Below are 24907 nucleotides of genomic sequence, written 5' to 3'. Positions count from 1 at the left end.
CCGCTATCTTTACCTTCCCACGGCCGTGGTAACTTCTTCCCACAGTCGTGACGAGATCCTCCCACGGCCGTGGAGAGATGCGACCACGGCTGTGGAGAGTTAAGGATAGCGTAGGTCTGACAGAACAATACCGATTGGGTAAATTAAGTATAACGGCTTTATAATGCAAACTTCATAGGGACATACGTTCTTCTATCCCGTATTCTATGCTGTTAATCTACAAAGAGACAGGCTGACAATAAAAGTCCGAATCTTTTATTGTCAGCCTGTTTTTGGTTATTGTCAGCGCTTATTGTCAGCCGTTAATGTGCTGAAAATCATTGCTCTGTATGGATAAAAACCTTTGGCTGACAATAAAAAGACTAAATAATATCCTTATGAGTAAAAATGATTAGAAGCGGCAGCGAAGATCTACTCCAAATTGCATTGGGCGTCCTTTCTGCATGAAACCTTTGTTCATTGTTTCGAAATAGAAGGCCGCATAGTCTTTATTCAGGAAGTTGCGTGCCCAGAAACTAATCATTGCATCACCGATTTCCAGATTCGTTCTCCAGTTGAGCGTGCCATAGAAGGATTGGCTGACGTCGTTTTGTTCAGTCCAGTAGATACGTCCGGCAGCATTATAGTTCGCTTGGAGCACAACTCGGTCGAAGATAGAACGTGGGCTGCAGGTGATCGCATATTCTCCACCGATATTTAATGTATGCTTGGGAACGAAAGGGACATATTTGCCATTATAATCCGCAGTTACTTTGGAACTGCCATCTTTTTGTCCTTCTGTAATTACATAATCAGTAAAGGTGGCATAGGTATATCCGTAACTGGCATTCAGACTAAGTTCTTTAGTCACGCTGGCACGAAGAGATGCTTCTGCACCATAACTACGGCTTTTTCCCGCATTGATGGTAATACGTCCCAAACCGCTTTCTGCAAATTGAGAGAGTTGTTGGTCGCGGGTGTCCATATAAAATGCTGCAAGATCAGCCCAAAGCCTACCTTCCCACAACGTAAGATGACTGCCCACTTCGTAGTTCCACGAATATTCGGGTTTGTACGTAGTAGACGTTTTCACATTAATCTCTTTGGCCGGTACCATTTGGTCCATCATTTTTATGATGGTTGCCCCCCATGTGGCATCTTGCCCTATTGTCGGACTTTCTTTAATGGCATTCATCATCGAGTTGGTCAATTCTGTTTGTGATAAGTCAGAGAACATCTGGATATTATATCCTCCCGAACGATATCCCCGGGTAACGGTGGCATACACATTATTTTGGTTCTTCCATTCATATTGAATAGCGAATTTAGGGAGAAGTTGTACATAGTCAGTCGATAGCTTGCCTACGAAAGAGGCCGGAGCTTTCATATTCTGATCGGACAAGTTTATTGAGTTGGGACCCATAGCTAAGTGAAAATCAAAGCCAAAGTCTACAGGAGTACTAAGGGAATTGTACTTCATACTGATCTTTTCGTAATCGAGTCGGAGTCCCGCTGTAACGGACAGTCCTTCGATAAATAGGTTGTTGAAAGTAGACTGATGATAAAGTGCGCCGCTAAGAGTCGGGGTATCGAAGGTTCCTCCTACACTTAGTGTCGGGTTATGTACGGTCATTCCCATAGTAGGTGCACCGGGTTTGGAGGCAATCTCTTCAAAAGCGGAATTGGCGTTGTTTTCAATCATCGTTTTCACTCCTTCTTCTTTGAACAGAACGGGACCTGTGGTATGTAGCCATTGGTAGAATCCGAAAGCTCCCGTAGTCCATTGCCATCTCTTTCCGGGTTTGGCTTTCAAGACAATTTCTTCGGAAATGGTATTTGCCCTTTGCTTTTGCTCGATATTAAAGATATCTCTTTCTGTGAAGTCCTGATCGAGGAACATACGGTCATTCAGGTTCTGATAACCTGTCGCGGCACTCAATATAAAGTTACAGGCTTGATATTCGATGTTGACACCAGAATTGAGCAATCCACGGCGGTAACTGCTGCGGTCGTTATATGAAATTTTACCGATGTAGTCTGCCCGGTCCTCTGTAATTTCTTTACCCTTTTCTTTAGCTTTGGCTATGCCGTTTTGAGTAATCCCGGTATAGTAGTACGGATACCCGCCCTGGTCGCTATATTCATAGTTCACGGTCATGTCTATTTTCAGATTAGATGTCGGCAGGTAAATCCCACGAAAACGTCCGCCTCCGGCGTTGCTTTTGTCGACTTTTTCATTGTTCCGTGCAGAGTTTTCAAAGAAGCCGCCCGTGTGTTCGTAGAAACCTCCGGTAGAAAAAGCAAAGCGGTCGGATATACGGTGATAATGGGTGAGTGAAACGTTATAATTATTGTAAGTTGCTGCTCCCATGCGAATATCGGTACCTTGATAAGTGAAAGGCGATTTTGTGTGCACCTTGATAAGTCCTCCCATCGTGTTACGTCCGTAGAGGGTACCTTGTGGCCCGCGAAGAATATCAATACGTTCGATATCAGCATAGTTGAAGTCGAAAGCGGATTTGTCGATATAAGGGATATTGTCTACATAAAGTCCTACGGACGGAGTATTGATGCGTGAGCCGATTCCGCGGATATAAATCGAAGTAGTCAGTTTGGAACCGTAGTCAGGGATAAACAGATTGGGAACAATACCTGTCAGGTTCTTTACGGAATTTACCTGATTGGCGCGCATATTCTCCTGTGATAAGACGGTGGCGGCTACCGGCAGATCACGCAGTTTACGGTTTTCTTTCGGAGTAGCAATCACTACCACCTCTTCGATGTCTACTATTTTTAGTGAGTCTTTGGGGAAATCTTCAGCCCATGCTGTCCCTGTCGTCAGGAGCATGAGGGCAATCATAATCTTTTTTGTCTTCATCTGCTGTTAATTTATCTGGTGCAAAGTAACGGCAAATATAGATGACGGTCAATCCTCATTTATTAGGATTTGATTCACCACAGAGGACGCAGAGGACACAGAGGATATAAAATTTTAAGAATCATACCTCTGTGTCCTCTGCGTCCTCTGTGGTGAATCAGATTCGGTCGGCTTCGATATATCCGTTCATTACAGCATAAATAGTCAGCCCGGAGACAGACTTAATGCCTAATTTCTCCGTGATATTTTTTCGGTGAGTGATAACGGTAGTCAGGCTGATATTCAGTTTATCTGCTATTTCTTTGTTGATTAATCCTTTGGTTATCAGTACGAGCACTTCTATTTCACGGGCAGATAGAATTTCCTGATGAGGCTGCATCGGAGGCATGGGCGGCATATCTTTTACCGGATAACCGTCGTGGTGAGCATGTTGGTGAAGTTTCAATATATTTTTTACCAGCTCTTCTTCGGATTCGTGAATGTTGAGTACAGGTACGCCGGACAGTTGGAATTGCGGACTGTCGCTTGCCAATACAATCGTTTTTCGTTTCCGGGGGAGAAAGAAAGCGTTGTGCTCCACGTAAATCTGTGCGGAAATGAAATAGTGGGCATACATATCCGGAGTATCGTCCATCAGTTCGCTGAAGTGATGGAAAGTCCGTATGGTTGCCATAGGAATCATTTCCTCCAAGATTCCCTTCAGACCGAGAGAGGTCAATGTGTTTGCTTCTATAATTGCTATTTCGGGTTGATAATTCATTTTAGTCTAATTTTAATTAATGATTGAAATAGTTGGCTACTGCTTCTGCACATCGTTCGCCGTCCACCCCGGCAGACACAATTCCTCCGGCATAGCCTGCGCCTTCTCCGCAAGGAAATAATCCGCGAACGGTGACATGTTGCAGAGTATCCTTATCGCGTATGATACGAACGGGAGAAGAAGTTCGTGTCTCCACACCAATCATTACTGCCTCATTAGTCAGGAACCCGTGACTGCTTCGTCCGAATTGTTGGAAACCAAGAGATAGCCTTTTATTAATAAATGATGGCATCCAGAAATGAAGTGGAGACGAAATCAATCCCGGACTATAGGATGACTCGGGCAGATCGTAACTCAATTTCTTGCGGGTAAAATCCAGCATGCGTTGTGCTGGAGCAGTCTGTCGTCTGCCTCCCTGCAACCAGCATTGACGTTCCAATTCCTCTTGAAAGTGAAGAACAGATAGTAACTGTGAATTAATCTCTGAAAGTTGTGAACTTTTCAAATTCGGATTCAGTGCCATTAGTTGCTCATCTTGTTTCGCAGCCAACTCTTCATTCCTCATTTTTAATTCTTCATTTTCCAAATCTTCCGGTTGAATTTCCACTACCATTCCCGAATTGCTCCACCGTGACCCACGGTTGGCAGGAGACATTCCGTTTACTACCACTTGTTCCGGTCCACTGGCGGCAGGAACGATGAAACCTCCGGGACACATACAGAAACTATATACTCCTCTGCCTTCTGCCTGTGTTACAAAGCTGTATTCAGCAGCGGGCAGGTATTTGCCCCGTCCATTCTTATTATGGTATTGTATTTGATCGATCAACATTGCCGGATGTTCCAGACGTACTCCGACAGCGATTCCTTTCGCCTCAATCGTCACATTATTGGCAGCCAGCCAACGATATACATCTCTTGCCGAATGTCCGGTTGCCAGTATCACAGGTCCGAGAAAGGTCTTTCCTGTATTTGTTTCGATACCTTTGACTTCACCGTTCTCAATAATCAATGCATCCATTCGTGTCTGGAAATGTACTTCTCCGCCACATTCGATAATGGTATTCCGCATATTTTCAATGACACGTGGCAATTTGTCTGTTCCGATATGCGGATGCGCATCCACCAATATCGAAGTCGAAGCTCCATGCTGGCAAAATACATTCAGAATCTTATCTACATTTCCTCTCTTCTTGCTCCGGGTATAGAGTTTCCCATCCGAATAAGCTCCTGCACCTCCTTCTCCGAAACTGTAATTCGATTCCGGATCAACAGTGTGTTCCCTGCTGATTTGTGCCAGATCTTTCTTACGTTCGCGCACGTCTTTTCCACGTTCGATGACAATAGGACGTAATCCGAGTTCAACGAGGCGTAAGGCAGCGAATAGCCCGCCGGGACCTGCGCCAACGACAATCACTTGCGGTTTTCCCTCTACATTATTATATATAGTATGTTCGTACTCATCTTCTTGCGGCATTTCCTTGATGTATGCCCTCACCTTCAGATTGACGAAGATAGTCCGCTGGCGTGCGTCAATACTCCGTTTCAAAATTCGGGTAGCGGTGATGTCACGCAGATTCAGACCTTTTTCTTTAGAAAGATATTCCTTTAATTTCTGTTCGTTTGCAGCAATTTCGGGAAGTATACGGAGTTGGTATTCTTGTATCATATATTTTTTACCACAGAGGACACAGAGGTCACAGAGTTTAATTTTTTAGATAATAAAACGTTTGATTCCTTGTTTTAAATGGGGTACATTGAAATTTAGTAATAATCCATATTTCAGGTTACTAAGTTTCATGTACGTTAGTAATTGGGCAGAATGTACCGGTTGCAGTGTTTCCACGCTTTTCAGTTCTATAATGAGTTGATTATCTATCAACAAATCTATTCTGTAATCTGTATCTAATTGGGTTCCTTTATAGATTATAGGTAATTTCTTTTGCCTTTCTACATCTATGGCGTTTGCTCTCAATTCATAAAATAAGCAGCTCTCGTATGTACTTTCAAGCAAACCTGCTCCCAATTGAGTATGCACCTCAAAAGCTAATCCCAGCACTCTACTCGTTAAATTATTAATATCTTCTATCATCATTTACTTACTTGATTAATCACTCCTCTGTGTCCTCAGTGTCCTCTGTGGTGAATCTAACCGAATAAAGCCCTGAACGCCTCTTCCACTTTTCTCACCGGCACTAATTCAATCTTAAGCTTTTGAGTATCAATCCCCTGCAGATTATATTTCGGCAACAAGAAACGTTTGAAACCTAACTTTTCAGCCTCACCGATACGCTGTTCAATCCGATTCACAGGACGTATCTCTCCCGACAGACCGATTTCTCCCGCCATGCAAACTTCCGGTTCAATGGCTGCATCCATATTGGAAGAAAGGATCGCACTGATAACCGGCAGGTCGATAGCCGGGTCATTCACTTTCAGTCCTCCGGCAATATTCAGAAACACATCTTTCTGTGCCAACTTAAATCCCACACGCTTTTCGAGAACAGCCAGCAGCATATTCATTCTTCTCAAATCGAAACCGGTTGCCGAACGTTGCGGATTTCCGTAGACTGCAGAGCTTACCAAAGCCTGTGTCTCAATCAAGAACGGTCGAATCCCCTCAATGGCGGAAGCAATGGCTACCCCGCTCATCCCTTCATGATCCTGACTTAGCAAAAGTTCGGAAGGATTACTAACTTGGCGCAACCCATCCTGACGCATTTCATAAATACCTAATTCTGCCGTACTACCGAAACGATTCTTGATACTGCGTAGAATACGATACATATAATGTTGGTCGCCTTCAAATTGAAGAACGGTATCTACGATATGTTCCAGCACTTTAGGTCCTGCAATACTTCCTTCCTTATTAATGTGTCCGATCAGCAATACAGGCGTATGCGTTTCTTTCGCAAAACGAAGAATGGACGCCGAACACTCTCTGACTTGCGCTATACTTCCGGGAGACGATTCGATACTTTCGGTGGAAATAGTCTGTATAGAGTCGATAATCACTAAATCGGGATTCGTATTCTTGATATGCACATAAATCTGTTCGAGTGAAGTCTCGCAAACGATCAGGCAATCGCTGGAAGTGTCAGAGAGACGGTCTGCACGAAGTTTCAGCTGTCGTGCACTCTCTTCACCGGATACATAAAGAATCTTCTTTTCCGGCATGTGCAGTACGGTCTGCATGACGAGCGTCGATTTACCGATTCCCGGTTCGCCGCCTATCAAGACAAGAGAACCCTGTACAAGTCCGCCCCCCAATACACGATTCAGTTCATCATCGTGCATATTGATGCGTGGTTCGTCGTCTGCCTCTATGTCGCTAAGCGCCAGTGGCTTGGGCTTCTGTGTTTCAATGCCCGACACCGGACGGCGGTTAGTGGGTTCTTTCCGTACGATTTCCTCAACATACGTATTCCATTCTCCACACGACGGACATTTACCCACCCATTTCGGTGAATCCTGTCCGCAATTACTGCATACATATACGGTTTTCTCTTTTGCCATATTCTTACTCCTTCAATATAAAAATCCGAATGTCCAAAGTGGAATCTTGTTTCCGGCGGAATATTCAATATCATCTGCAGCGATAAATCCCTGCTGACTATTGGCTATCTGTTTCCCGTCTTTACTTTTTCCTCCGACTTCTATCGTATATTTGCTGTCTATTGTATAGTCTGCACTGCGTGTGCAATATTCTACACGATGTTGATAGGAGAGTTGGTTTACCATGAACACTTCTCTCAATGTACTTTTGTTTACATCCTTAAAGGTCAATGCATAAAGCAGGTTGGTATTTTCCATATAAATCTTATCCGGCTTTTGTAGTTTCTTGATAGAATCATTATCCGAATAAAGAAGGTGGATTAATTTAGCCCTGTCCAGATATTGTAGATAAGCCAGAATAGTAGTCCGTGAAAGTTCCGCCATGGCGGAAAGTTTGGTGATATCCACCATAAAGGGCACTTCGGAGGAGAGGATTCCCAGCAGGCTTTTTAGTTTACGTACGTTACTGATATCCACTCCACATTGCTGTGGAAGTTCGATTTCAAGTATCAGGTTTGCTATATTTTCGATGCGTGTATAGTATTCCGCATTTCCTTCCAGATAAAAAGGATAGTATCCATGTTTCAAATAATCTTCAAAATAGGCAAGAGGGCGGCATTGGGAATTTACTGCATTACAGATTCCATCACTGTTGTCCAGTATCTCTTCCAGTGTATAAGGGCGGATTTGAATCTGATGGAATAAGTGCAGATATTCACGGTAGGATAGCCCCTGCATATTATATGATATGCATCGGCGGGATAAGTCGGCTTCCGCATTCAGAAGTTGTAGTAAGGATGAACCGGTAAATACTATTTTCAGTTCAGGAAACTCATCATATATGTTTTTGATTTCTTTGCTCCACGACGGATATTTGTGTACTTCGTCCAAAAAGAGGCACTTTCCTCCTTTCAGGTAAAACTGTTCGGCAAGTTCGCTAAGAGAATGTTGCGTGAAATATAGACTGTCCAAACTCGTATATAAGGCACTTTGGCTATCATTCGCATAATGAAGTTTTAAGTATTGAAGCATTAAAGTAGTTTTTCCGACTCCACGGGCTCCTCGGATAGCAATCAGGCGATTATCCCAGTTGATTGTATCCATCAAGCTCCTGATATATGCGGTAGAAGTAGCCGTTAATAGCCTTTTGTATCTTCTGATGAGTGTATCCATATCTTAATATGTTTTCTATGGAAGACAAAAATAGACATAATTTGTTCAACGTGCAAAACAAATTCAGATTAAATCTGTTCAACGCATAAAACAAATAGAAGATTTACAGCGTTATCTCTCCTGCTATCGAACGGTTCATCCGGTCGCGTACCTCATCCGGGGTATATCCATGTCCCAGTAAGAACATTAATTTGGTGACTGCCGATTCTGTTGTACTGTCATATCCGGAGACAACGCCTGCCTGCAACAACTGATATCCCGTTTCGTAACGTTCCATTTCTACCATTCCTGCGCTGCATTGTGTCACGTTGACAATCACAATTCCACGCTCACTCGCCTGACAGAGCCGGCGTATAAACCATTCCTTCCGGGGAGCATTCCCCGAGCCGTATGTTTCGAGCACCACCGCCTTTAAACCTTCAATCCCCAGAATGGTGGCAATTACATTTTCCTGGATGCCCGGAAAGAGCTTCAGTACCACTATATTGGTATCCAGCAAATAGTGCGGTTTCAATTCCCGCTCTTCCCCATTTCCGTGAATCTGCACATTATTATATTTAATATGGATTCCCGCTTCCGCCAATACCGGATAATTGAAAGAACGGAACGCGTTGAAGTTTTCCGCATTCATCTTTGTCGTACGGTTTCCCCGCATTAGGTGATTTTCAAAGAAGATGCATACTTCCGGCACTAGCGCCCTTCCTTCCTTGTTTTGTGCGATGGCAATCTCGATACTGGTCATCAGATTTTCCTTTCCGTCCGTGCGGAGTACGCCGATGGGAAGCTGTGAGCCTGTGAGGATAACAGGTTTGTCCAGTCCTTCCAGCATAAAACTTAGTGCGGAAGCGGTATAAGCCATCGTGTCCGTTCCGTGCAGGATGACGAAGCCGTGGTAACGATTGTAGTTATCATGAATAATGCGTACCAGCTTCCGCCACATATCCGGTTCCATATCCGACGAATCCATCGGAGGATCAAACTGATAGGTGTCAATTGGGAAATTGAACTTTTGCAGTTCGGGGATATACTTTTGCAGTTGCTCGAAGTTAAAGTTCTCCAGAGCACCTGTCGCGGCATTCTCAATCATACCAATTGTTCCACCGGTGTATATTAATAATACGGAAGTATTTAACGGGTTCATAAGCTGATTTTGTGCGATTGTTTTCGCAAATATAAGAATAGATTTGATAAATAAGTAACAAAATGTCATAAAAGTAAAGGCGAATGACCGGATAAAGAAAAGGCGGAAGATTCTTTTTATCAGAAAAAAACCGAAAAAAGTGATAGATTGAACGTTTTTATTATTACTTTTGCGACACTTATCAAAAACAAGAGTAGAAACAAGGACTATGATGAAGTACTATCCGCATACAGTCACATCCATGTGTACCATGACCCTTAGGGGTTAATGGATAGTTTTTGTGTATCTACGTGATTCACGCTTGTATAAGCAGGCAAAATTCAAATTCAATTTTATTCGTAAACAACCAATCGTTCTGTAAAAAGCAAACTGCAGGACATTGCATTTAAATAAGTATCTTCATGAAAGTAATGAAATTCGGCGGAACATCCGTAGGTTCCGTGAACAGCATTTTAAGCGTAAAGAGAATTGTAGAGTCGGCAAATGAGCCGGTAATCGTAGTTGTTTCCGCATTGGGAGGCATCACTGACAAATTGATAAATACATCGAAGATGGCGGCAGTGGGAGATTCAGCCTATGAGGGTGAGTTCCGTGAAATCGTTTACCGTCATGTGGAGATGATTAAGGAGGTGATTCCTGCCGGAGAAAAGCAAGTATCGTTGCAACGTCAGGTTGGCGAGCTGCTGAACGAATTGAAGGATATCTTTCAGGGAATTTACCTGATTAAAGACCTTTCTTCGAAGACTTCGGATACAATCGTCAGCTATGGTGAACGCCTTTCATCGATCATCGTCACCGAACTGATTGAGGGAGCAAAATGGTTTGATTCGCGCACTTTTATCAAGACGGAAAGAAAACATAGCAAGCACACGCTGGATACAGAATTGACTAATAAACTGGTGAAAGAGGCTTTCCATTCTATTCCTAAAGTAGCACTGGTGCCGGGATTCATCTCTTCGGATAAGACAACAGGAGATGTGACGAACCTCGGACGCGGTGGCTCGGACTATACGGCTGCCATTATTGCTGCGGCGCTGGATGCGGCAAGCCTGGAAATCTGGACAGACGTAGACGGATTTATGACGGCTGATCCGCGTGTCATTTCGACTGCTTATACCATTACGGAATTGAGTTACGTAGAAGCGACCGAACTTTGTAACTTCGGCGCAAAGGTGGTTTATCCGCCGACTATCTATCCCGTATGTCACAAGAATATCCCTATTCTAATAAAGAATACATTCAACCCGGATGGAGTGGGAACGGTTATCAAACAAGAAGTTTCCAATCCGCAGAGCAAGGCTATCAAGGGTATTTCCTCCATCAACGACACAAGTCTGATTACTGTTCAGGGGCTTGGTATGGTAGGTGTGATCGGTGTGAACTACCGTATCTTTAAAGCATTGGCAAAGAACGGAATCAGCGTATTCCTCGTGTCACAGGCTTCCTCGGAAAACAGTACTTCTATCGGTGTGCGTAATGCCGATGCCGACCTGGCTTGTGAAGTGCTGAACGAGGAATTTGCGAAAGAGATAGAGATGGGCGAGATTTCTCCGATTCTGGCGGAAAGAAATCTGGCAACAGTGGCTATCGTAGGTGAGAACATGAAACATACACCGGGTATCGCAGGTAAACTTTTCGGTACACTGGGACGTAATGGTATCAACGTTATCGCTTGCGCACAGGGAGCTTCGGAAACCAATATCTCTTTTGTTGTCGATTTCAAATCCTTGCGTAAATCATTGAACGTAATCCACGACTCTTTCTTCCTCTCCGAATATCAGGTATTGAACCTCTTTATCTGTGGTGTCGGTACGGTAGGTGGTAGCTTGGTAGAACAGATTCGTTGCCAGCAACAGAAGCTGATGATGGAAAACGGACTGAAACTTCATGTGGTAGGTATCATTGATGCCTCCAAGGCAATGTTCAGCCGTGAAGGTTTCGACCTTGCCAACTTCCGTGAAGAACTGCTGGAAAAGGGCAAGGACAGCAGCCTGCAAACCATCCGCGACGAGATTATCGGAATGAATATCTTTAATTCCGTATTTGTAGACTGTACGGCCAGTGCTGACATAGCATCGCTTTACAAAGATTTCCTGCAACACAATATCTCTGTGGTAGCAGCCAACAAGATTGCGGCTTCTTCCGCTTATGAAAACTACCGTGAACTGAAAACGATTGCCCGCCAACGTGGTGTGAAGTATCTGTTCGAAACCAACGTAGGTGCAGGTCTTCCGATCATCAATACAATTAATGACCTGATTCATAGCGGTGACAAGATTCTGAAGATTGAAGCGGTGCTTTCCGGTACGCTGAACTATATATTTAATAAAATCAGTGCCGATATTCCTTTCAGCCGTACCATCAAAATGGCACAGGAAGAACGCTACTCTGAACCGGACCCACGCATTGACTTGAGTGGAAAAGATGTGATCCGTAAACTAGTGATTCTGGCACGTGAAGCCGGCTACCGTCTGGAACAGGAAGATGTTGAAAAGAACCTCTTTGTACCGAATGACTTCTTCGAAGGTTCTCTCGAAGATTTCTGGAAACGTGTTCCAAGTCTCGATGCAGACTTTGAAGCCCGTCGCCAGGTATTGGAAAAAGAAAACAAACACTGGCGCTTCGTTGCCAAACTGGAGAATGGAAAAGCCTCCGTCGGCCTGCAGGAAGTAGGAGCCAACCATCCGTTCTACGGTCTGGAAGGCAGTAACAATATTATCCTGCTCACTACGGAACGCTATAAAGAATATCCGATGATGATTCAAGGATACGGTGCCGGTGCCGGCGTAACGGCTGCCGGAGTATTTGCCGACATCATGAGCATCGCAAACGTTTAATAAATTAAAAATTGAGAATTAAAAATTGAGAAATACCATTCCGAAACGGATCTTAGGCTTTCTTTCATTTTTTAATTCTCAATTCTCAATTTTCAATTTATGAAGCATATCATCATATTGGGAGACGGAATGGCCGATTGGCCTGTGAAGTCATTAGGGGACAAGACGCTCCTGCAATATGCAAAGACGCCTTATATGGATAAGCTAGCCCGCATGGGACGTAACGGCCGCCTGATTACTGTGGCGGAAGGTTTCCATCCGGGTAGTGAAGTTGCCAATATGTCCGTGTTGGGATATAATTTGCCAAAGGTATATGAAGGTCGCGGACCGCTGGAAGCTGCCAGTATCGGTGTGGATCTGAAACCAGGCGAGATGGCAATGCGCTGTAATTTGATTTGTGTGGAAGGAGAAATTCTGAAGAATCACTCCTCCGGACATATATCTACGGAAGAAGCGGATGTATTGATTCAATATCTGCAAGAAAAACTGGGCAATGACCGCGTACGTTTCCACACAGGAGTTCAGTACCGCCATCTGTTGGTTATCAAGGGAGGTAATAAAGAACTGGATTGTACCCCTCCGCATGATGTACCTTTAAAACCTTTCCGTCCGTTGATGGTAAAACCATTGGTTCCGGAAGCGCAAGAAACGGCAGATCTGATTAACGACCTGATTCTAAAATCACAGGAACTGCTGAAAGATCATCCGTTGAATCTGAAACGTATGGCAGAAGGTAAAGATCCTGCCAACAGTATTTGGCCTTGGAGCCCCGGTTACCGTCCGCAGATGCCTACTTTCTCCGAGACTTTCCCGCAGGTAAAGAAAGGAGCGGTCATCTCGGCTGTCGATCTGATAAACGGAATCGGTTACTATGCTGATTTACGTCGCATCGCAGTAGAGGGAGCCACCGGACTTTATAATACGAACTACGAAAACAAAGTGGCCGCTGCCTTGGAAGCATTGAAGACGGATGATTTTGTTTATCTGCATATCGAAGCCAGTGATGAAGCCGGACACGAGGGAGACATCGACTTGAAACTTCTCACTATCGAGAATCTCGATAAACGTGCCGTAGGTCCTATCTACGAAGCAGTGAAAGATTGGGACGAACCGGTAGCCATCGCTGTATTGCCCGATCATCCTACTCCCTGTGAGCTTCGTACCCATACATCCGATCCCATTCCGTTCCTTATCTGGTATCCGGGTATCGAGCCGGACGAAGTGCAGACGTATGATGAAGTAGCCGCTTGCAACGGTAGTTACGGACTTCTGAAAGAAGACGAGTTTATAAAAGAATTCATGAAATAAGTCACCACAGATTATGAAATATTATAGTACGAATAAACAAACACCTGTTGCCTCACTGCAAGAAGCGGTGGTAAAAGGGCTTGCTGCCGACAAAGGGCTGTTTATGCCTATGTCTATCAAACCTCTTCCACAGGACTTTTACGATACGATTGATAGTTTATCCTTTCAGGAAATTGCTTATCGCGTAGCCGATGCTTTCTTCGGTGAGGATATTCCTGCCGATACGCTGAAACAGATTGTATATGATACATTAAGTTTCGATGTACCTTTGGTTAAGGTGGCAGATAACATCTACTCACTTGAACTATTCCACGGACCGACGTTAGCATTTAAAGATGTAGGCGGTCGTTTTATGGCACGTCTCTTGGGATACTTCATTAAGAAAGAAGGACAGAAGAATGTCAATGTATTGGTAGCTACTTCCGGTGATACGGGAAGTGCTGTTGCCAACGGCTTCCTCGGTGTGGAAGGTATTCATGTGTATGTGCTTTATCCGAAAGGAAAAGTGAGCGAAATACAGGAGAAGCAATTCACTACGCTCGGACAGAATATCACTGCGCTCGAAGTGGACGGAACGTTTGATGATTGCCAGGCATTGGTGAAATCTGCTTTCATGGATAAAGAATTGAATGAACACCTTTCATTGACTTCTGCCAACTCCATCAACGTAGCCCGTTTCCTGCCGCAGGCATTCTATTATTTCTATGCTTATGCACAGTTGAAACGTGCCGGAAAAGCCGATAATGCCGTGATCTGTGTGCCTAGTGGAAACTTCGGAAATATCACTGCCGGATTGTTTGGTAAGAAGATGGGATTGCCTGTGAAGCGTTTCATTGCTGCCAATAACCGCAACGATATTTTCTATCAATACCTGCAAACAGGTAAGTACAATCCCCGTCCGTCTGTCGCAACGATTGCTAATGCTATGGACGTAGGCGATCCGAGTAACTTTGCCCGCGTACTTGATTTATATAGCGGTTCACATGCTGATATCTCTGCCGAGATTTCAGGAACAACTTATACCGACGAGCAAATCCGTGAAACGGTGAAAGAAACTTGGAAAGAACATCATTATCTCCTTGATCCTCATGGTGCTTGTGGGTATCGTGCGTTGGTAGAAGGTTTGAAAGAGGGAGAAACAGGTGTATTCCTTGAAACGGCTCATCCTGCCAAATTCCTCGAAACAGTGGAAAGTATTATTGGAGAAGCGGTAGAAATCCCTGCCAAATTGCAGGAATTTATGAAAGGCGAGAAGAAAAGTTTGCAAATGACAAAAGACTTTGCGGACTTCAAGAAGTACTTGTTGACGCTTTAATCCTCTTCTTCCTATGAATGAATTTGTGCCACCTCGTTGGCACGGTTGTGCCATCGAAGTGTCACGGTCGTGCCAACAAGGTGGCACAGTTGTGACAATAGGGTGGCATAAACCGGGTAATTGCCATATCGTTTATATAGAAGCTAGGAACACTAAATATTCTCCCGTACAATGAACAGTAAACTCATTAGCTGTTGCTTCATTAAGCGTTCCTTGCCACCAATTCGTAAAATCACTAAGAGGATAAACCAGTCCCTTTCCTTGCAATCCTTTCGCTCCGAAATTGAAAATAGAAACTTGCTGTCCCGGATGAGAGGCGAAAGCTTGCGTGTCTTTGGCGGGAATAAACATACCATAATCGGTAACGGTTCGTACTTCCATACCGCTTTTCATATAATCTAGCAACAAACTGATATTTCCTAATGTGTGGTCTTCCCGTTTTCCGGTAGCACCGACGATGGCTATTTTCCGGTAGCCTTTTTCTTGTAAGAAGTGGACGGCCTTGGTTTGGTCATTCGTTTCCTGATCGGCTATATGGTGGATAATTTCTGAAAAGCGTGTTTTGTTTTCCGGCGAAAGAGAATCTCCGTCGCCAATAATAATATTGGGAGTATGTCCACGTAAGATATATTCATCGGCTGCTCCATCGCAGCAAATCACGAATTTAGCTTCTTCCAGTATTTGCAGGGGAAGAGGATGGCTGGGATATTCGCCATTGGCTAGTATCACAGCTTCGGGAGTATAGTGTTCGTTTATCATTGTATGCTCATTAATTTTTTCCACTTAAAGTAGCCAAAGATAGCTATAATGGAGTAAAGTCCGTACAAGGCGGAAGTAAAATAAAGGTCTTTGTAGATATAAAGTCCGCAGCAGACAATATCCACAAGAATCCAGGCAAACCATTGTTCAATGTATTTGCGCGCCAGCATCCACATGCCGACAATACTTAATGCAGTAGTAAAACTGTCCAGCCAGGGAACGTTGCTATCCGTATATGCTATCAGTATCCATGCAATACCGAGGAAAGAAACGACGAATACCAGAAAAAGAGGTAAGTAACATTTTCCCGGAGTATGTATGATAGGAAGATCTTTGGATTTTTCCCCTCCCCACATCCAGAATACCCAGCCGTAGATGGCAGCTATCAGGTAGTAGATATTGATGCCAAAGTCAGCATACAATCCGGCTTTGTAATATACGAAGATGTAGATGGCAGGCATCACGATGCCCGCTATCCAAAGGTAGATACTTGCCCGGTACTCTAACCAAAGGTAGACCAGTCCGACAATCGTACCGAATATTTCCAGAAAATTCAATTCCATAACTCTGTTTGATTAAAAGCGGAAAGAAACATGTCCCATAACGTTTGTCCCTGCTTGTGCGGCATATCCGGCATAGTTTCCCCGATTTTCCAGCGTATCGGTGTAGTCACTTGACGCCCAGCCGTTGTTTTCATATTTTTCATTAAACAGATTGTATACAGTAAATCCTACCGTAACTTCTTTCAGTACTTTCTTGGGGTGGAAGCTGTACGCCAGATTGAGGTTGCTGACAAAATACTTATCAAGAGTCAGTTCTTCAACTTCTGCGTTTGTCATATACTGTTTGCTTACAAACTGTGATTGCAGGGCAGCTTCGAATCCCTTAGATTTGAATGAAAAACGATTGTTGAGTAGGAAGTCCGGTGAGAAAGCAATGTGAGTGTCTTTATGCTTTATCTGAATAGTCGGGAGAGAAGTAGAGCTACCGTCATTATTATAGTGGTAGCCCGGCAGGCTCTCTACGAAATCCTGAATACGGTTTTTGCTCCATGTAGCGTTGATGTCCCATTGAAACCATTTGCACGGTTTGATTCCCAGCATGATTTCGATTCCCATGCGATAACTGTCCGGCACATTTTCGGTCAGTGCTTCACCTATATCGTTTAAGGCTCCGGTCAGAACCAGTTGGTCGGTATAGTCCATGTAGTAGAAGTTTGCACCTGCCGTCAGCCATTGGTTGGCGAAGGTATATCCCGCTTCATAGTCGAGTAGCTTTTCTGCTTTGGGGTACGAATCCGGATCACCATCCGTATAATTGTTTCTTGTCGGCTCTTTTTGAGCAACCGAGAAAGACGCATAGACACGATGGTTGGAAGTAATGTTCCAGTTTAATCCTACTTTCGGATTAAAGAAATCGAACTTTTTGTCTACTGCCAGTGGGCGCAGCGCATTCTTGCTCCAGTCATATTTATCATTGTTTCCGTCGATGGTATAGTTGATGTGGCGATACTGGAGATCGGCATAAGCACTTAGTCCTCTGGTAAGATCGTAATTTGCTTTCAGATAAATGTTGCCATCGGTCTTCTTGGATTTGTTGCGGTAGTATTCATGGTCGGGCGATAGAGTACCCACGTAATTTTTCACCCAGGGGACTTTTCCGAAGTTATTGCCCCGGTATTGATTTAATCCGCCGCCCAGAGATGCACTTAGTCTGTTGGTTGTGTAATTGAGGGAAAAAACACCACCGCCAAATTTGTTGTCCATCTTCTTTTGACGGACTAGATCGCTTTTAGCTATTTCGGTTCCATCTATTGTAAATGGCTTTAAACCATATTCTATCAGGTATCTGTCATCTTTATACTCTTCGTAATAACCGTCACCTTTAGTATAATGTAAGGCAATGTTTAGATTCCAAGCCGTTGAGAAAGTATGGTTGAAGAGAAGTTGATAATTCTTTTGCAAGTAATTATCCGTTTGGTCGTCATAATAATGTTTTTTGCCGTTGGCGTCGGTGTACATTTCCCCGCAAGGATTGTAGCGTCTGCCAAATTCTTCCATTTGCTCTTTTGTTGCGTATCCCCAAGCATGATATGTCTTTTCTTTTCCGGCAAATGCAATCAGTTTCACAGAGGTGTTTTCTGCAAAATAACCTCCTTGCAGGTAGTAAGAGTTCAAGTCCACCGAAGCACGGTCTATGTATCCGTCCGTACCGATATTGGAAAGGCGGGCATCAAACGTCCAGTGGTTATTGAGTAAGCCGGTTCCCACTTTCACTGTTTCCTTGTGCGTGTTGAACGAACCGTATGAACCATTGAATTCGGCGTATGGTTTCATAGATGCACCTTCGGTTTGCATATTGACACTGGCACCGAAAGCACCTGCTCCATTTGTTGATGTACCTGCTCCGCGCTGCACCTGCATATCTTTTACGGAAGAAGAAAAGTCGGGCATATTCACCCAGAACAGGTTATGGCTTTCGGCATCGTTCATCGGTATGCCGTTTACCGTGATGTTGATTCGTGTGCCATCAGTTCCACGTACGCGAAGCGTTGTATAGCCAATACCGGCTCCTGCATCTGACGTGGTCAGTGTGGAAGGAGTCATACTTAGCAGATAGGGGATATCCTGTCCGAAGTTTACCTTTTTGAGTGCTGCTTTATCTATATTGGTGAATGCCACGGGAGTTTTGGCTGTGGCACGTGTGGATACTACCTGCACCTCTTGCAGGTTTACTACTCTCATACTGTCCTTTGCACTCGTCTGTGCATGAACAGTGATGCCTGCGCCCGATAAGGCGACGGCCATCCATACAATTCTTTTCATTTTGCTTATTAATTAGTTCTCTACGCCGGCATTACCCGGATCAGATTCTATGGGTATGTTCTCAGCCCGTCATGTTAAGGCACCCCTACCAGTGAATCGACTGCAAAAATACGGTTTTTGAAGGAGGAAAGCAAAAAAAACTTTTAGATTTACTAAAAACAATATAACTTTGTAGATTGTTGAAATACCAATACAACAGTTTATTCATTTAATATATAATTTAATTATGCTACTCTTACTTCAAGCAACACAAGCTGCGGATTCTGTGCAAGTGGCCGCAGATGAATTAATGAAAGAGGCGATTGCCAATGCCGACGGATTGGATAAGCTTTCGCTAATTACTCAACAACTGATAGATTTTGGTATTCGTGCCGGAGAACGTATACTGATTGCGGTCATTGTCTTCATCGTCGGACGTTTTTTGATTTCGCTACTTAATAAGTTTATAAGACGTCTGATGGATAAACGAAAAGTGGATGTAAGTATCAAAACTTTCGTTAAAAGTCTGGTAAATATCCTGTTGACGATCCTTTTGATCATTTCTGTTGTCGGCGCCCTGGGAGTTGAAACTACTTCGTTCGCAGCTTTACTGGCTTCTGCCGGTGTGGCTATCGGTATGGCTTTGTCCGGCAATTTGCAGAACTTTGCCGGAGGATTGGTTATTCTTTTGTTCAAACCTTATAAAGTGGGTGACTGGATAGAAACACAGCAAGGTTCATCCGGTACGGTAAAAGAAATCCAGATATTTCACACCATCCTTACGACTGCGGATAATAAATTGATTTATATCCCAAATGGTTCATTGAGCAGTGGAGTAGTGACCAATTACAGTCATCAGGAAACCCGCCGTGTAGAATGGATTATTGGTATAGATTATGGGGAAGATTACAATAAAGTTCAGCAGATAGTTCGTGATATTCTGGCCGCCGATAAACGTATCCTGAATGAACCAGCTCCGTTTATAGCTCTTCATGCCCTGGATGCCAGCAGTGTGAATGTAGTGGCACGTGTCTGGGTAAACAGCGGAAATTACTGGGGTGTCTATTTCGATACAAATAAAGCAATTTACGAAACCTTCAATGAAAAAGGTATCAACTTCCCTTTCCCACAGCTTACTGTGCATCAGGGAAATTGATTGTTATACTCTGATAATTCAAAAAATAAGGGAGTTGTACTTAACGTGCAACTCCCTTATTTTTTGGAAAACTTGTCTGGCGTGATTGAATAAATCTCTTTTTTATTTTATACCGAAATCTTCGGCTAATTCATATCTATCTTCTTTGATTCCCAGTACATGATTGATTTTTCTCCTTTTCTCGAGATCTTTAAAGTAGTTTTCCACAACCTGATAGAGATCGAAGTTAGTGGTTGATCCTGCGGCTAAATCGAGTGATTCCACCATCTTTTCTACGGCTTGATGGATTTTCTCTGCGTCTATCAGATGCAGTTCGTTGCTGTGTATTAAATATTTTTCCATGACTGCAATGTTTTAATGTTATATAGGTATAACATCTTGCAGTCATGGAAAGTTCAATGATTGAATGTTAGATTTTGGCAAGTGCCTGATCCAAATCCGCAATCAGGTCATCAATATGTTCCGTTCCAATCGATAAGCGTACAGTGCCCGGATAAATCTCTTGTTCGGCGAGTTCCTGTGCATTGAGCTGCGAGTGGGTAGTGCTTGCCGGGTGGATCACCAATGATTTCACATCGGCAACATTGGCAAGCAAGGAGAAAATCTCCAAGCTGTCGATGAAGCGGTGTGCTTCTTCTTGTCCGCCTTTGACTTCGAAAGTGAAAATAGAACCGGCGCCGTTCGGAAAATAACGCTGATACAGCGCATGATCGGGATGATCGGATAATGACGGATGGTTCACTTTCTTCACTTTCGGGTGATTGTTTAAGAAATTCACGACCTTCAACGCGTTTTCTACATGACGTTCTACGCGCAAGGAAAGAGTTTCCAATCCTTGTAACAGGATAAAAGCATTGAATGGACTGATGGTAGCACCTGTGTCGCGCAGCAAAATAGCCCGGATGCGGATGGCATAGGCAGCCGGACCTGCCGCATCAACAAAACGTACTCCGTGATAGCTTGGGTCGGGTTCGGTCAGTTGTGGGAATTTGCCGGAAGCCACCCAGTCGAATTTGCCTGAATCTACAATGACTCCTCCTAATGAGGAACCGTGTCCGCCAATGAACTTTGTTGCGGAATGTACAACGATATCTGCTCCGTGTTCGATAGGGCGGATTAAATACGGAGTACCGAATGTGTTGTCAATAATCAAAGGAATTTTGTGGCGATGAGCTATTTCAGCTACTGCCTCTATATCAATGATATTTGAGTTCGGATTTCCCAGCGTCTCGATAAATACGGCTTTCGTATTTTCCTGAATGGCTTTTTCAAAGTTCGATAAATCACTGGGATCGACGAATGTGGTTGTGATGCCATAGCTGGGTAAGGTATGAGCCAGTAAGTTATAGCTTCCTCCATAAATCGTTTTGGCTGCTACAATATGATCGCCTGCACGAGTGATATTCTCGAAAGCATAAGTGATGGCAGCAGCACCCGAAGCAACTGCCAGTCCTGCTACTCCCCCTTCAAGAGCAGCTACGCGTTGTTCAAAAACTCCTTGAGTGGAGTTGGTCAGACGACCGTAGATGTTTCCCGGGTCCTGCAGGCCGAAACGTGCGGCTGCGTGAGCGGAGTTGTGAAATACATAAGAAGTAGTCTGGTAAATAGGTACTGCGCGGGCATCTGTTGCCGGATCTGCTTGTTCTTGTCCTACATGAACTTGTAAAGTCTCGAAATGTAAATTCTTTGTTGCCATAATCGTATATTTTTAAGTTTAATATTCTTTCCTTATTTTCTTGCAAAGTTATGGGATGGAGATATATCGAACAAGATATAGATAAAATACAGAAAATAATGCTATTTTTGTACCGTTATATAGAATAATATAGTTGCGTTATTCCTAAAAATCACCTTTTAGAAGAATATTTTTCTTATGGATACTTTTGATAAACTGGATAGAGTCGATTTGCAAATACTCCGTACTTTGCAAGAAAACGCCCGATTGACAACCAAAGAACTGGCCGCACGGGTGAGTCTTTCTTCAACTCCTGTTTTTGAACGTCTTAAACGGTTGGAGAGTGGAGGATATATAAAGAAGTATATTGCCGTATTGGATGCGGAAAAGCTGAATCAGGGATTTGTCGTATTCTGCAGTGTGAAGCTTAGACGGCTGAACAGGGATATAGCAGCCGAGTTTACGCGGATCATACAGGATATTCCCGAAGTAACCGAATGTTATAACATATCAGGTAGTTATGATTACCTGTTGAAGATTCATGCTCCCAATATGAAATACTATCAGGAGTTTATTCTGAATGTGTTGGGGACGATTGATAGCTTGGGATCATTGGAAAGTACGTTTGTGATGGCGGAAGTGAAGCATCAATATGGGATACATATTTAATTCTTTGTGTAATAGTATGAAATTTATCTTGTATATTTGCTATGTAATATAAATCCTTTTCTGCTGACACAATGAAATGGCAACTTTGTAAATAGCTTCGCCCATACGGATTGTAACAATAGAAAGTTCTGCTGTTACAACTGTTTGTGATTTAACGTAAATCACAAGTTATTTTATTTATTCTATTCAATAAACCATATAAAAGTAGCTATTACAATGAATTCGAACATATATCCTCGTACCAATGATTTTCAGACTATTTACCTGAATACGGTGATTAAGAATCCTGCTATTATCGTAGGTGATTATACAATATACAATGATTTTGTAAATGATCCGGTTCTTTTTGAGAAGAACAATGTTTTATATCATTATCCGATTAATAAAGATCGCTTGATAATAGGAAAATTCTGCTCCATAGCCTGTGGAGCTAAGTTTCTTTTCAACAGTGCAAATCACACATTGAATTCTTTATCCAATTATACATTTCCTATCTTTTTTGAGGAATGGAATTTAGATAAGGGAGATGTAACTTCTGCCTGGGATAATAAAGGAGATATAGTAATAGGTAATGATGTCTGGATTGGATATGAAGCTGTTATCATGGCAGGAGTACATATTGGAAATGGGGCAGTCATTGCGTCGCGGGCAGTGGTTACTAAAGATGTTCCTCCTTATACGATAGTAGGTGGGACACCGGCCAAAGAAATCCGGAAGCGTTTTGATGAGAATACGATTGCCCAATTGCAGAAATTGCAATGGTGGGATTGGAGTATTGAGAAGATATCCGAATGTATACCTTATATTACAGGTGGAAAGATTGAAGAATTGAAAAAGATAAATGTTACGTTATAAACATGAAGAAGCTAATTATTGTATTTGTTCTTTTATTATCGGCACTCTCTTGTTTCTCACAAACAGAGTTTACAACTTGCCTTTTTGATACTTCAAGAAACAGGGCTCATGGAAACACGTATGCCAAATTGGGAAAGGGGAGTGGCAAATATTCTTTTCACTATTTCCTGATGTTTATCCATAAACAGAACTAATTACGTAACTGCTTACGTATTTTTACGAAAAATGTTTGTTTATATGATGAAAAGCTGATATATTTGCGTAATCAATTACGTATTTAGTAACGCAACTAATAAAAACATGGACTTTTTTAATCAGACGGGCAAATTAGCCATCGGTAGCAGATTACGCATGTTGACCGATAAAATAACAGTAGATGCGGCCGCCATCTATAAAATGTTTGGAGTAGACCTCAAACCGAAATGGTTTCCTGTATTTTTTGTATTATCGCATGGGGAGGCAAAAACCATTACGTCCATAGCCAAAGAGATTGGTCATTCTCATCCTTCCGTGAGTAATATTATTAAAGAAATGGTAGCTAAAGGATTAGTGAAAGAGACAAAGGACAAATCCGACGGGAGAAGAAACATGGTCATGTTATCTGCCAAAGGAAAAAGAATGTCCGACTCTTTTTCGGAACAGTGCATAGATGTTACGGCAGCTATTGAGCAAATCACGCAGCAAACCCGGAATGATCTTTGGAAAGCTATCGAAGAATGGGAGAACCTTTTGTCGGATAAATCCCTGTTGGAGCGGGTGAAGGAAGCGAAAAAGGAACGAGAGAGTAAGGACATCCAAATAGTTCCTTATGAACCTTGCTATCAATCTGCTTTCCGGACTCTTAACGAAGAGTGGATAACTGCTTATTTTCGGATGGAAGAGGCCGATTACAAGGCTTTAGATCATCCAAAGGAATATATTCTGGATAAAGGAGGAGCTATTTTGGTGGCTCTTTATAAAGATGAACCGGTCGGTGTATGTGCTTTGTGTAAGATGGATCATCCGTTGTATGATTATGAGTTAGCCAAGCTGGCTGTCAGCCCTAAGGTTCAGGGCAAAGGTATTGGAGTACTGCTTTGCGAAGCAGTTGTAAATAAAGCGAAGGAGCTTGGGGGCAAAAGGCTCTTTATAGAGAGCAATACACGTCTGAAACCGGCTATCCATATTTATCATAAGTTAGGCTTCAAGGAACTTCCCGAATATCACACGACTTATGAAAGAGGAGATATACAGATGGAATTAATGATTGAAGAGTGAAAATGAAAAAGGTGGATGGTGAATTTATTAAGGGGCGCATTGCCCCTTGTGGACTGCATTGCGGAAAATGCTTTGCTTTTGCCGATGGAGATATTTCTTATCACAGCGGTGAACTCAAGAAGGCATTAGGCAATTTTGATGTCTATGCACAACGTTTTGTAGAGATGCTTGATGAGCCTGTCTTTGCAAAGTACCCCAATTTTAAAGAGTTTTTAAATCATTTGTCCGTGGCGACTTGTCAGGGGTGCAGAAAAGAAAAATGCAAGTTGTTCAAAAACTGTAATGTTCGTGTATGCAGCGAAGAGAAGCAAGTGGATTATTGCTTCCAGTGTAGCTGTTTTCCTTGTGAGAATACAGGTTTTGATGAACATTTATATAAGAGATTTGTAGCCATCAACAAACGGATGCAAGAGATTGGAATAGAAAAATATTATGAAGAGGTAAGGGATTTACCTCGCTATTAATTTATGGCTTTCTCTCTGCTTCATTCCAGTTCCTGTGCATAAATGTTGATGGCGCGTAATGCCTTTAATATTTCAGTCGGGGTGATCCCCTGACATTCTATTCTCAACACTTTTTCCCAATCCTCCATATCTACATTCCATTTGTAGATTTGGGGACATAGGGTGAAAAGCGCTGCGATATGTTTGATATCCCGTACATTCTTTACCGAGGTGCGAAAAATTAGTATTTGCTCTTCCATAGTTACTATCGATTACTTTTGTTTTCTGTGCAAAGGTAAGTTTAAACAGGGTTCTGTATAGGATTATTCGACGAACGCCCTGA

Annotated in this window: 21 protein-coding genes, 1 pseudogene and 1 riboswitch; of the genes and pseudogenes, 9 read left to right on the top strand and 13 right to left on the bottom strand. The window is 43.0% G+C overall.

Going from position 1 to position 24907, the window contains the following annotated elements:
• Positions 1 to 391: 391 nt before the first annotated feature.
• The 7 genes from AB3G73_RS13140 to AB3G73_RS13110 all read right to left on the bottom strand — a co-directional run bounded on the left by AB3G73_RS13140 (position 392) and on the right by AB3G73_RS13110 (position 9486).
• Positions 392 to 2857 carry a TonB-dependent receptor gene (locus AB3G73_RS13140; RefSeq protein WP_367745103.1) on the bottom strand — a complete coding sequence of 822 codons (2466 nt, stop codon included), beginning with the start codon at positions 2855 to 2857 and terminating at the stop codon, positions 392 to 394.
• Between the two features lie 157 nt (positions 2858 to 3014).
• The gene (locus tag AB3G73_RS13135) at positions 3015 to 3617 is read right to left on the bottom strand and encodes a LuxR C-terminal-related transcriptional regulator (RefSeq protein WP_148365791.1); all 603 of its coding nucleotides are present in this window, start codon (positions 3615 to 3617) and stop codon (positions 3015 to 3017) included.
• Between the two features lie 16 nt (positions 3618 to 3633).
• On the bottom strand, positions 3634 to 5286 hold the full coding sequence (locus AB3G73_RS13130) for an NAD(P)/FAD-dependent oxidoreductase (RefSeq protein WP_259021552.1): 1653 nt from the start codon (positions 5284 to 5286) through the stop codon (positions 3634 to 3636).
• Between the two features lie 45 nt (positions 5287 to 5331).
• Positions 5332 to 5706, bottom strand: a complete 375-nt coding sequence (locus AB3G73_RS13125) for a GxxExxY protein (protein ID WP_195650023.1) — start codon at positions 5704 to 5706, stop codon at positions 5332 to 5334.
• Positions 5707 to 5765: 59 nt separating this feature from the next.
• The gene (radA, locus tag AB3G73_RS13120; protein ID WP_008777372.1) at positions 5766 to 7133 is read right to left on the bottom strand and encodes a DNA repair protein RadA; all 1368 of its coding nucleotides are present in this window, start codon (positions 7131 to 7133) and stop codon (positions 5766 to 5768) included.
• A 12-nt stretch (positions 7134 to 7145) separates the two neighbouring features.
• Entirely contained in the window at positions 7146 to 8345 is a 1200-nt protein-coding gene (locus tag AB3G73_RS13115; RefSeq protein WP_148365789.1) for an ATP-binding protein, read from the bottom strand.
• Between the two features lie 103 nt (positions 8346 to 8448).
• The gene (locus tag AB3G73_RS13110) at positions 8449 to 9486 is read right to left on the bottom strand and encodes an asparaginase (protein ID WP_195650002.1); all 1038 of its coding nucleotides are present in this window, start codon (positions 9484 to 9486) and stop codon (positions 8449 to 8451) included.
• Positions 9487 to 9887: 401 nt separating this feature from the next.
• Between AB3G73_RS13110 and thrA the strand changes: the two genes are divergently transcribed.
• The 3 genes from thrA (at position 9888) to thrC (ending at position 14946) form a co-directional block, all read left to right on the top strand.
• Positions 9888 to 12323 (top strand): bifunctional aspartate kinase/homoserine dehydrogenase I, encoded by a 2436-nt coding sequence (gene thrA, locus AB3G73_RS13105; protein ID WP_367745102.1) that lies wholly within the window; start codon positions 9888 to 9890, stop codon positions 12321 to 12323.
• A 99-nt stretch (positions 12324 to 12422) separates the two neighbouring features.
• Positions 12423 to 13631, top strand: a complete 1209-nt coding sequence (locus AB3G73_RS13100; RefSeq protein WP_148365786.1) for a cofactor-independent phosphoglycerate mutase — start codon at positions 12423 to 12425, stop codon at positions 13629 to 13631.
• Positions 13632 to 13644: 13 nt separating this feature from the next.
• Positions 13645 to 14946: a threonine synthase gene (gene thrC, locus AB3G73_RS13095; RefSeq protein ID WP_367745100.1), complete on the top strand. Its 1302-nt coding sequence runs from the start codon at positions 13645 to 13647 to the stop codon at positions 14944 to 14946.
• 132 nt (positions 14947 to 15078) lie between these two features.
• Here the strand turns inward: thrC and AB3G73_RS13090 are convergent, their stop codons facing one another.
• From AB3G73_RS13090 to AB3G73_RS13080, 3 genes are read right to left on the bottom strand one after another with little or no spacing between them, the layout of a single operon-like run.
• On the bottom strand, positions 15079 to 15705 hold the full coding sequence (locus AB3G73_RS13090; protein WP_234133769.1) for a thiamine diphosphokinase: 627 nt from the start codon (positions 15703 to 15705) through the stop codon (positions 15079 to 15081).
• Positions 15702 to 16268, bottom strand: coding sequence for a nicotinamide riboside transporter PnuC (pnuC, locus tag AB3G73_RS13085; protein WP_148365783.1), 567 nt, complete (start codon positions 16266 to 16268; stop codon positions 15702 to 15704). The genes AB3G73_RS13090 and pnuC overlap by 4 nt, the downstream gene beginning before the upstream one ends.
• 12 nt (positions 16269 to 16280) lie before the next feature.
• On the bottom strand, positions 16281 to 18530 hold the full coding sequence (locus tag AB3G73_RS13080) for a TonB-dependent receptor (RefSeq protein ID WP_320979212.1): 2250 nt from the start codon (positions 18528 to 18530) through the stop codon (positions 16281 to 16283).
• Positions 18531 to 18627, bottom strand: a riboswitch (TPP riboswitch).
• Between the two features lie 129 nt (positions 18628 to 18756).
• On the opposite strand from AB3G73_RS13080, the gene AB3G73_RS13075 reads away from it, so the two are divergent.
• Positions 18757 to 19665, top strand: coding sequence for a mechanosensitive ion channel domain-containing protein (locus AB3G73_RS13075; RefSeq protein ID WP_320979213.1), 909 nt, complete (start codon positions 18757 to 18759; stop codon positions 19663 to 19665).
• Positions 19666 to 19767: 102 nt separating this feature from the next.
• Here the strand turns inward: AB3G73_RS13075 and AB3G73_RS13070 are convergent, their stop codons facing one another.
• Positions 19768 to 20007: a hypothetical protein gene (locus AB3G73_RS13070; RefSeq protein ID WP_004306417.1), complete on the bottom strand. Its 240-nt coding sequence runs from the start codon at positions 20005 to 20007 to the stop codon at positions 19768 to 19770.
• 67 nt (positions 20008 to 20074) lie between these two features.
• Positions 20075 to 21361, bottom strand: coding sequence for an O-acetylhomoserine aminocarboxypropyltransferase/cysteine synthase family protein (locus AB3G73_RS13065; protein ID WP_099146753.1), 1287 nt, complete (start codon positions 21359 to 21361; stop codon positions 20075 to 20077).
• Between the two features lie 177 nt (positions 21362 to 21538).
• Between AB3G73_RS13065 and AB3G73_RS13060 the strand changes: the two genes are divergently transcribed.
• The 5 genes and pseudogenes from AB3G73_RS13060 to AB3G73_RS13040 all read left to right on the top strand — a co-directional run bounded on the left by AB3G73_RS13060 (position 21539) and on the right by AB3G73_RS13040 (position 24585).
• Entirely contained in the window at positions 21539 to 22009 is a 471-nt protein-coding gene (locus tag AB3G73_RS13060) for an Lrp/AsnC family transcriptional regulator (protein ID WP_004299136.1), read from the top strand.
• A 216-nt stretch (positions 22010 to 22225) separates the two neighbouring features.
• The gene (locus tag AB3G73_RS13055; RefSeq protein ID WP_120080800.1) at positions 22226 to 22864 is read left to right on the top strand and encodes a CatB-related O-acetyltransferase; all 639 of its coding nucleotides are present in this window, start codon (positions 22226 to 22228) and stop codon (positions 22862 to 22864) included.
• Between the two features lie 2 nt (positions 22865 to 22866).
• A pseudogene (locus AB3G73_RS13050) lies at positions 22867 to 22968 on the top strand (alpha/beta hydrolase); the annotation flags it as partial.
• 196 nt (positions 22969 to 23164) lie between these two features.
• Positions 23165 to 24121, top strand: coding sequence for a GNAT family N-acetyltransferase (locus tag AB3G73_RS13045; protein WP_320979214.1), 957 nt, complete (start codon positions 23165 to 23167; stop codon positions 24119 to 24121).
• Between the two features lie 2 nt (positions 24122 to 24123).
• Positions 24124 to 24585, top strand: coding sequence for a DUF3795 domain-containing protein (locus AB3G73_RS13040; RefSeq protein WP_217721339.1), 462 nt, complete (start codon positions 24124 to 24126; stop codon positions 24583 to 24585).
• A 20-nt stretch (positions 24586 to 24605) separates the two neighbouring features.
• Here the strand turns inward: AB3G73_RS13040 and AB3G73_RS13035 are convergent, their stop codons facing one another.
• Positions 24606 to 24824 (bottom strand): hypothetical protein, encoded by a 219-nt coding sequence (locus tag AB3G73_RS13035; RefSeq protein ID WP_148365777.1) that lies wholly within the window; start codon positions 24822 to 24824, stop codon positions 24606 to 24608.
• Positions 24825 to 24907: the final 83 nt, after the last annotated feature.

This window comes from Bacteroides sp. L008 (assembly GCF_040812255.1).
In the GTDB taxonomy this organism is placed as follows: Bacteria; Bacteroidota; Bacteroidia; order Bacteroidales; family Bacteroidaceae; genus Bacteroides; species Bacteroides vicugnae.
The sequence above is the reverse complement of the archived record's forward strand: the minus strand, read 5'-3'. Positions and strand labels throughout refer to the sequence as shown.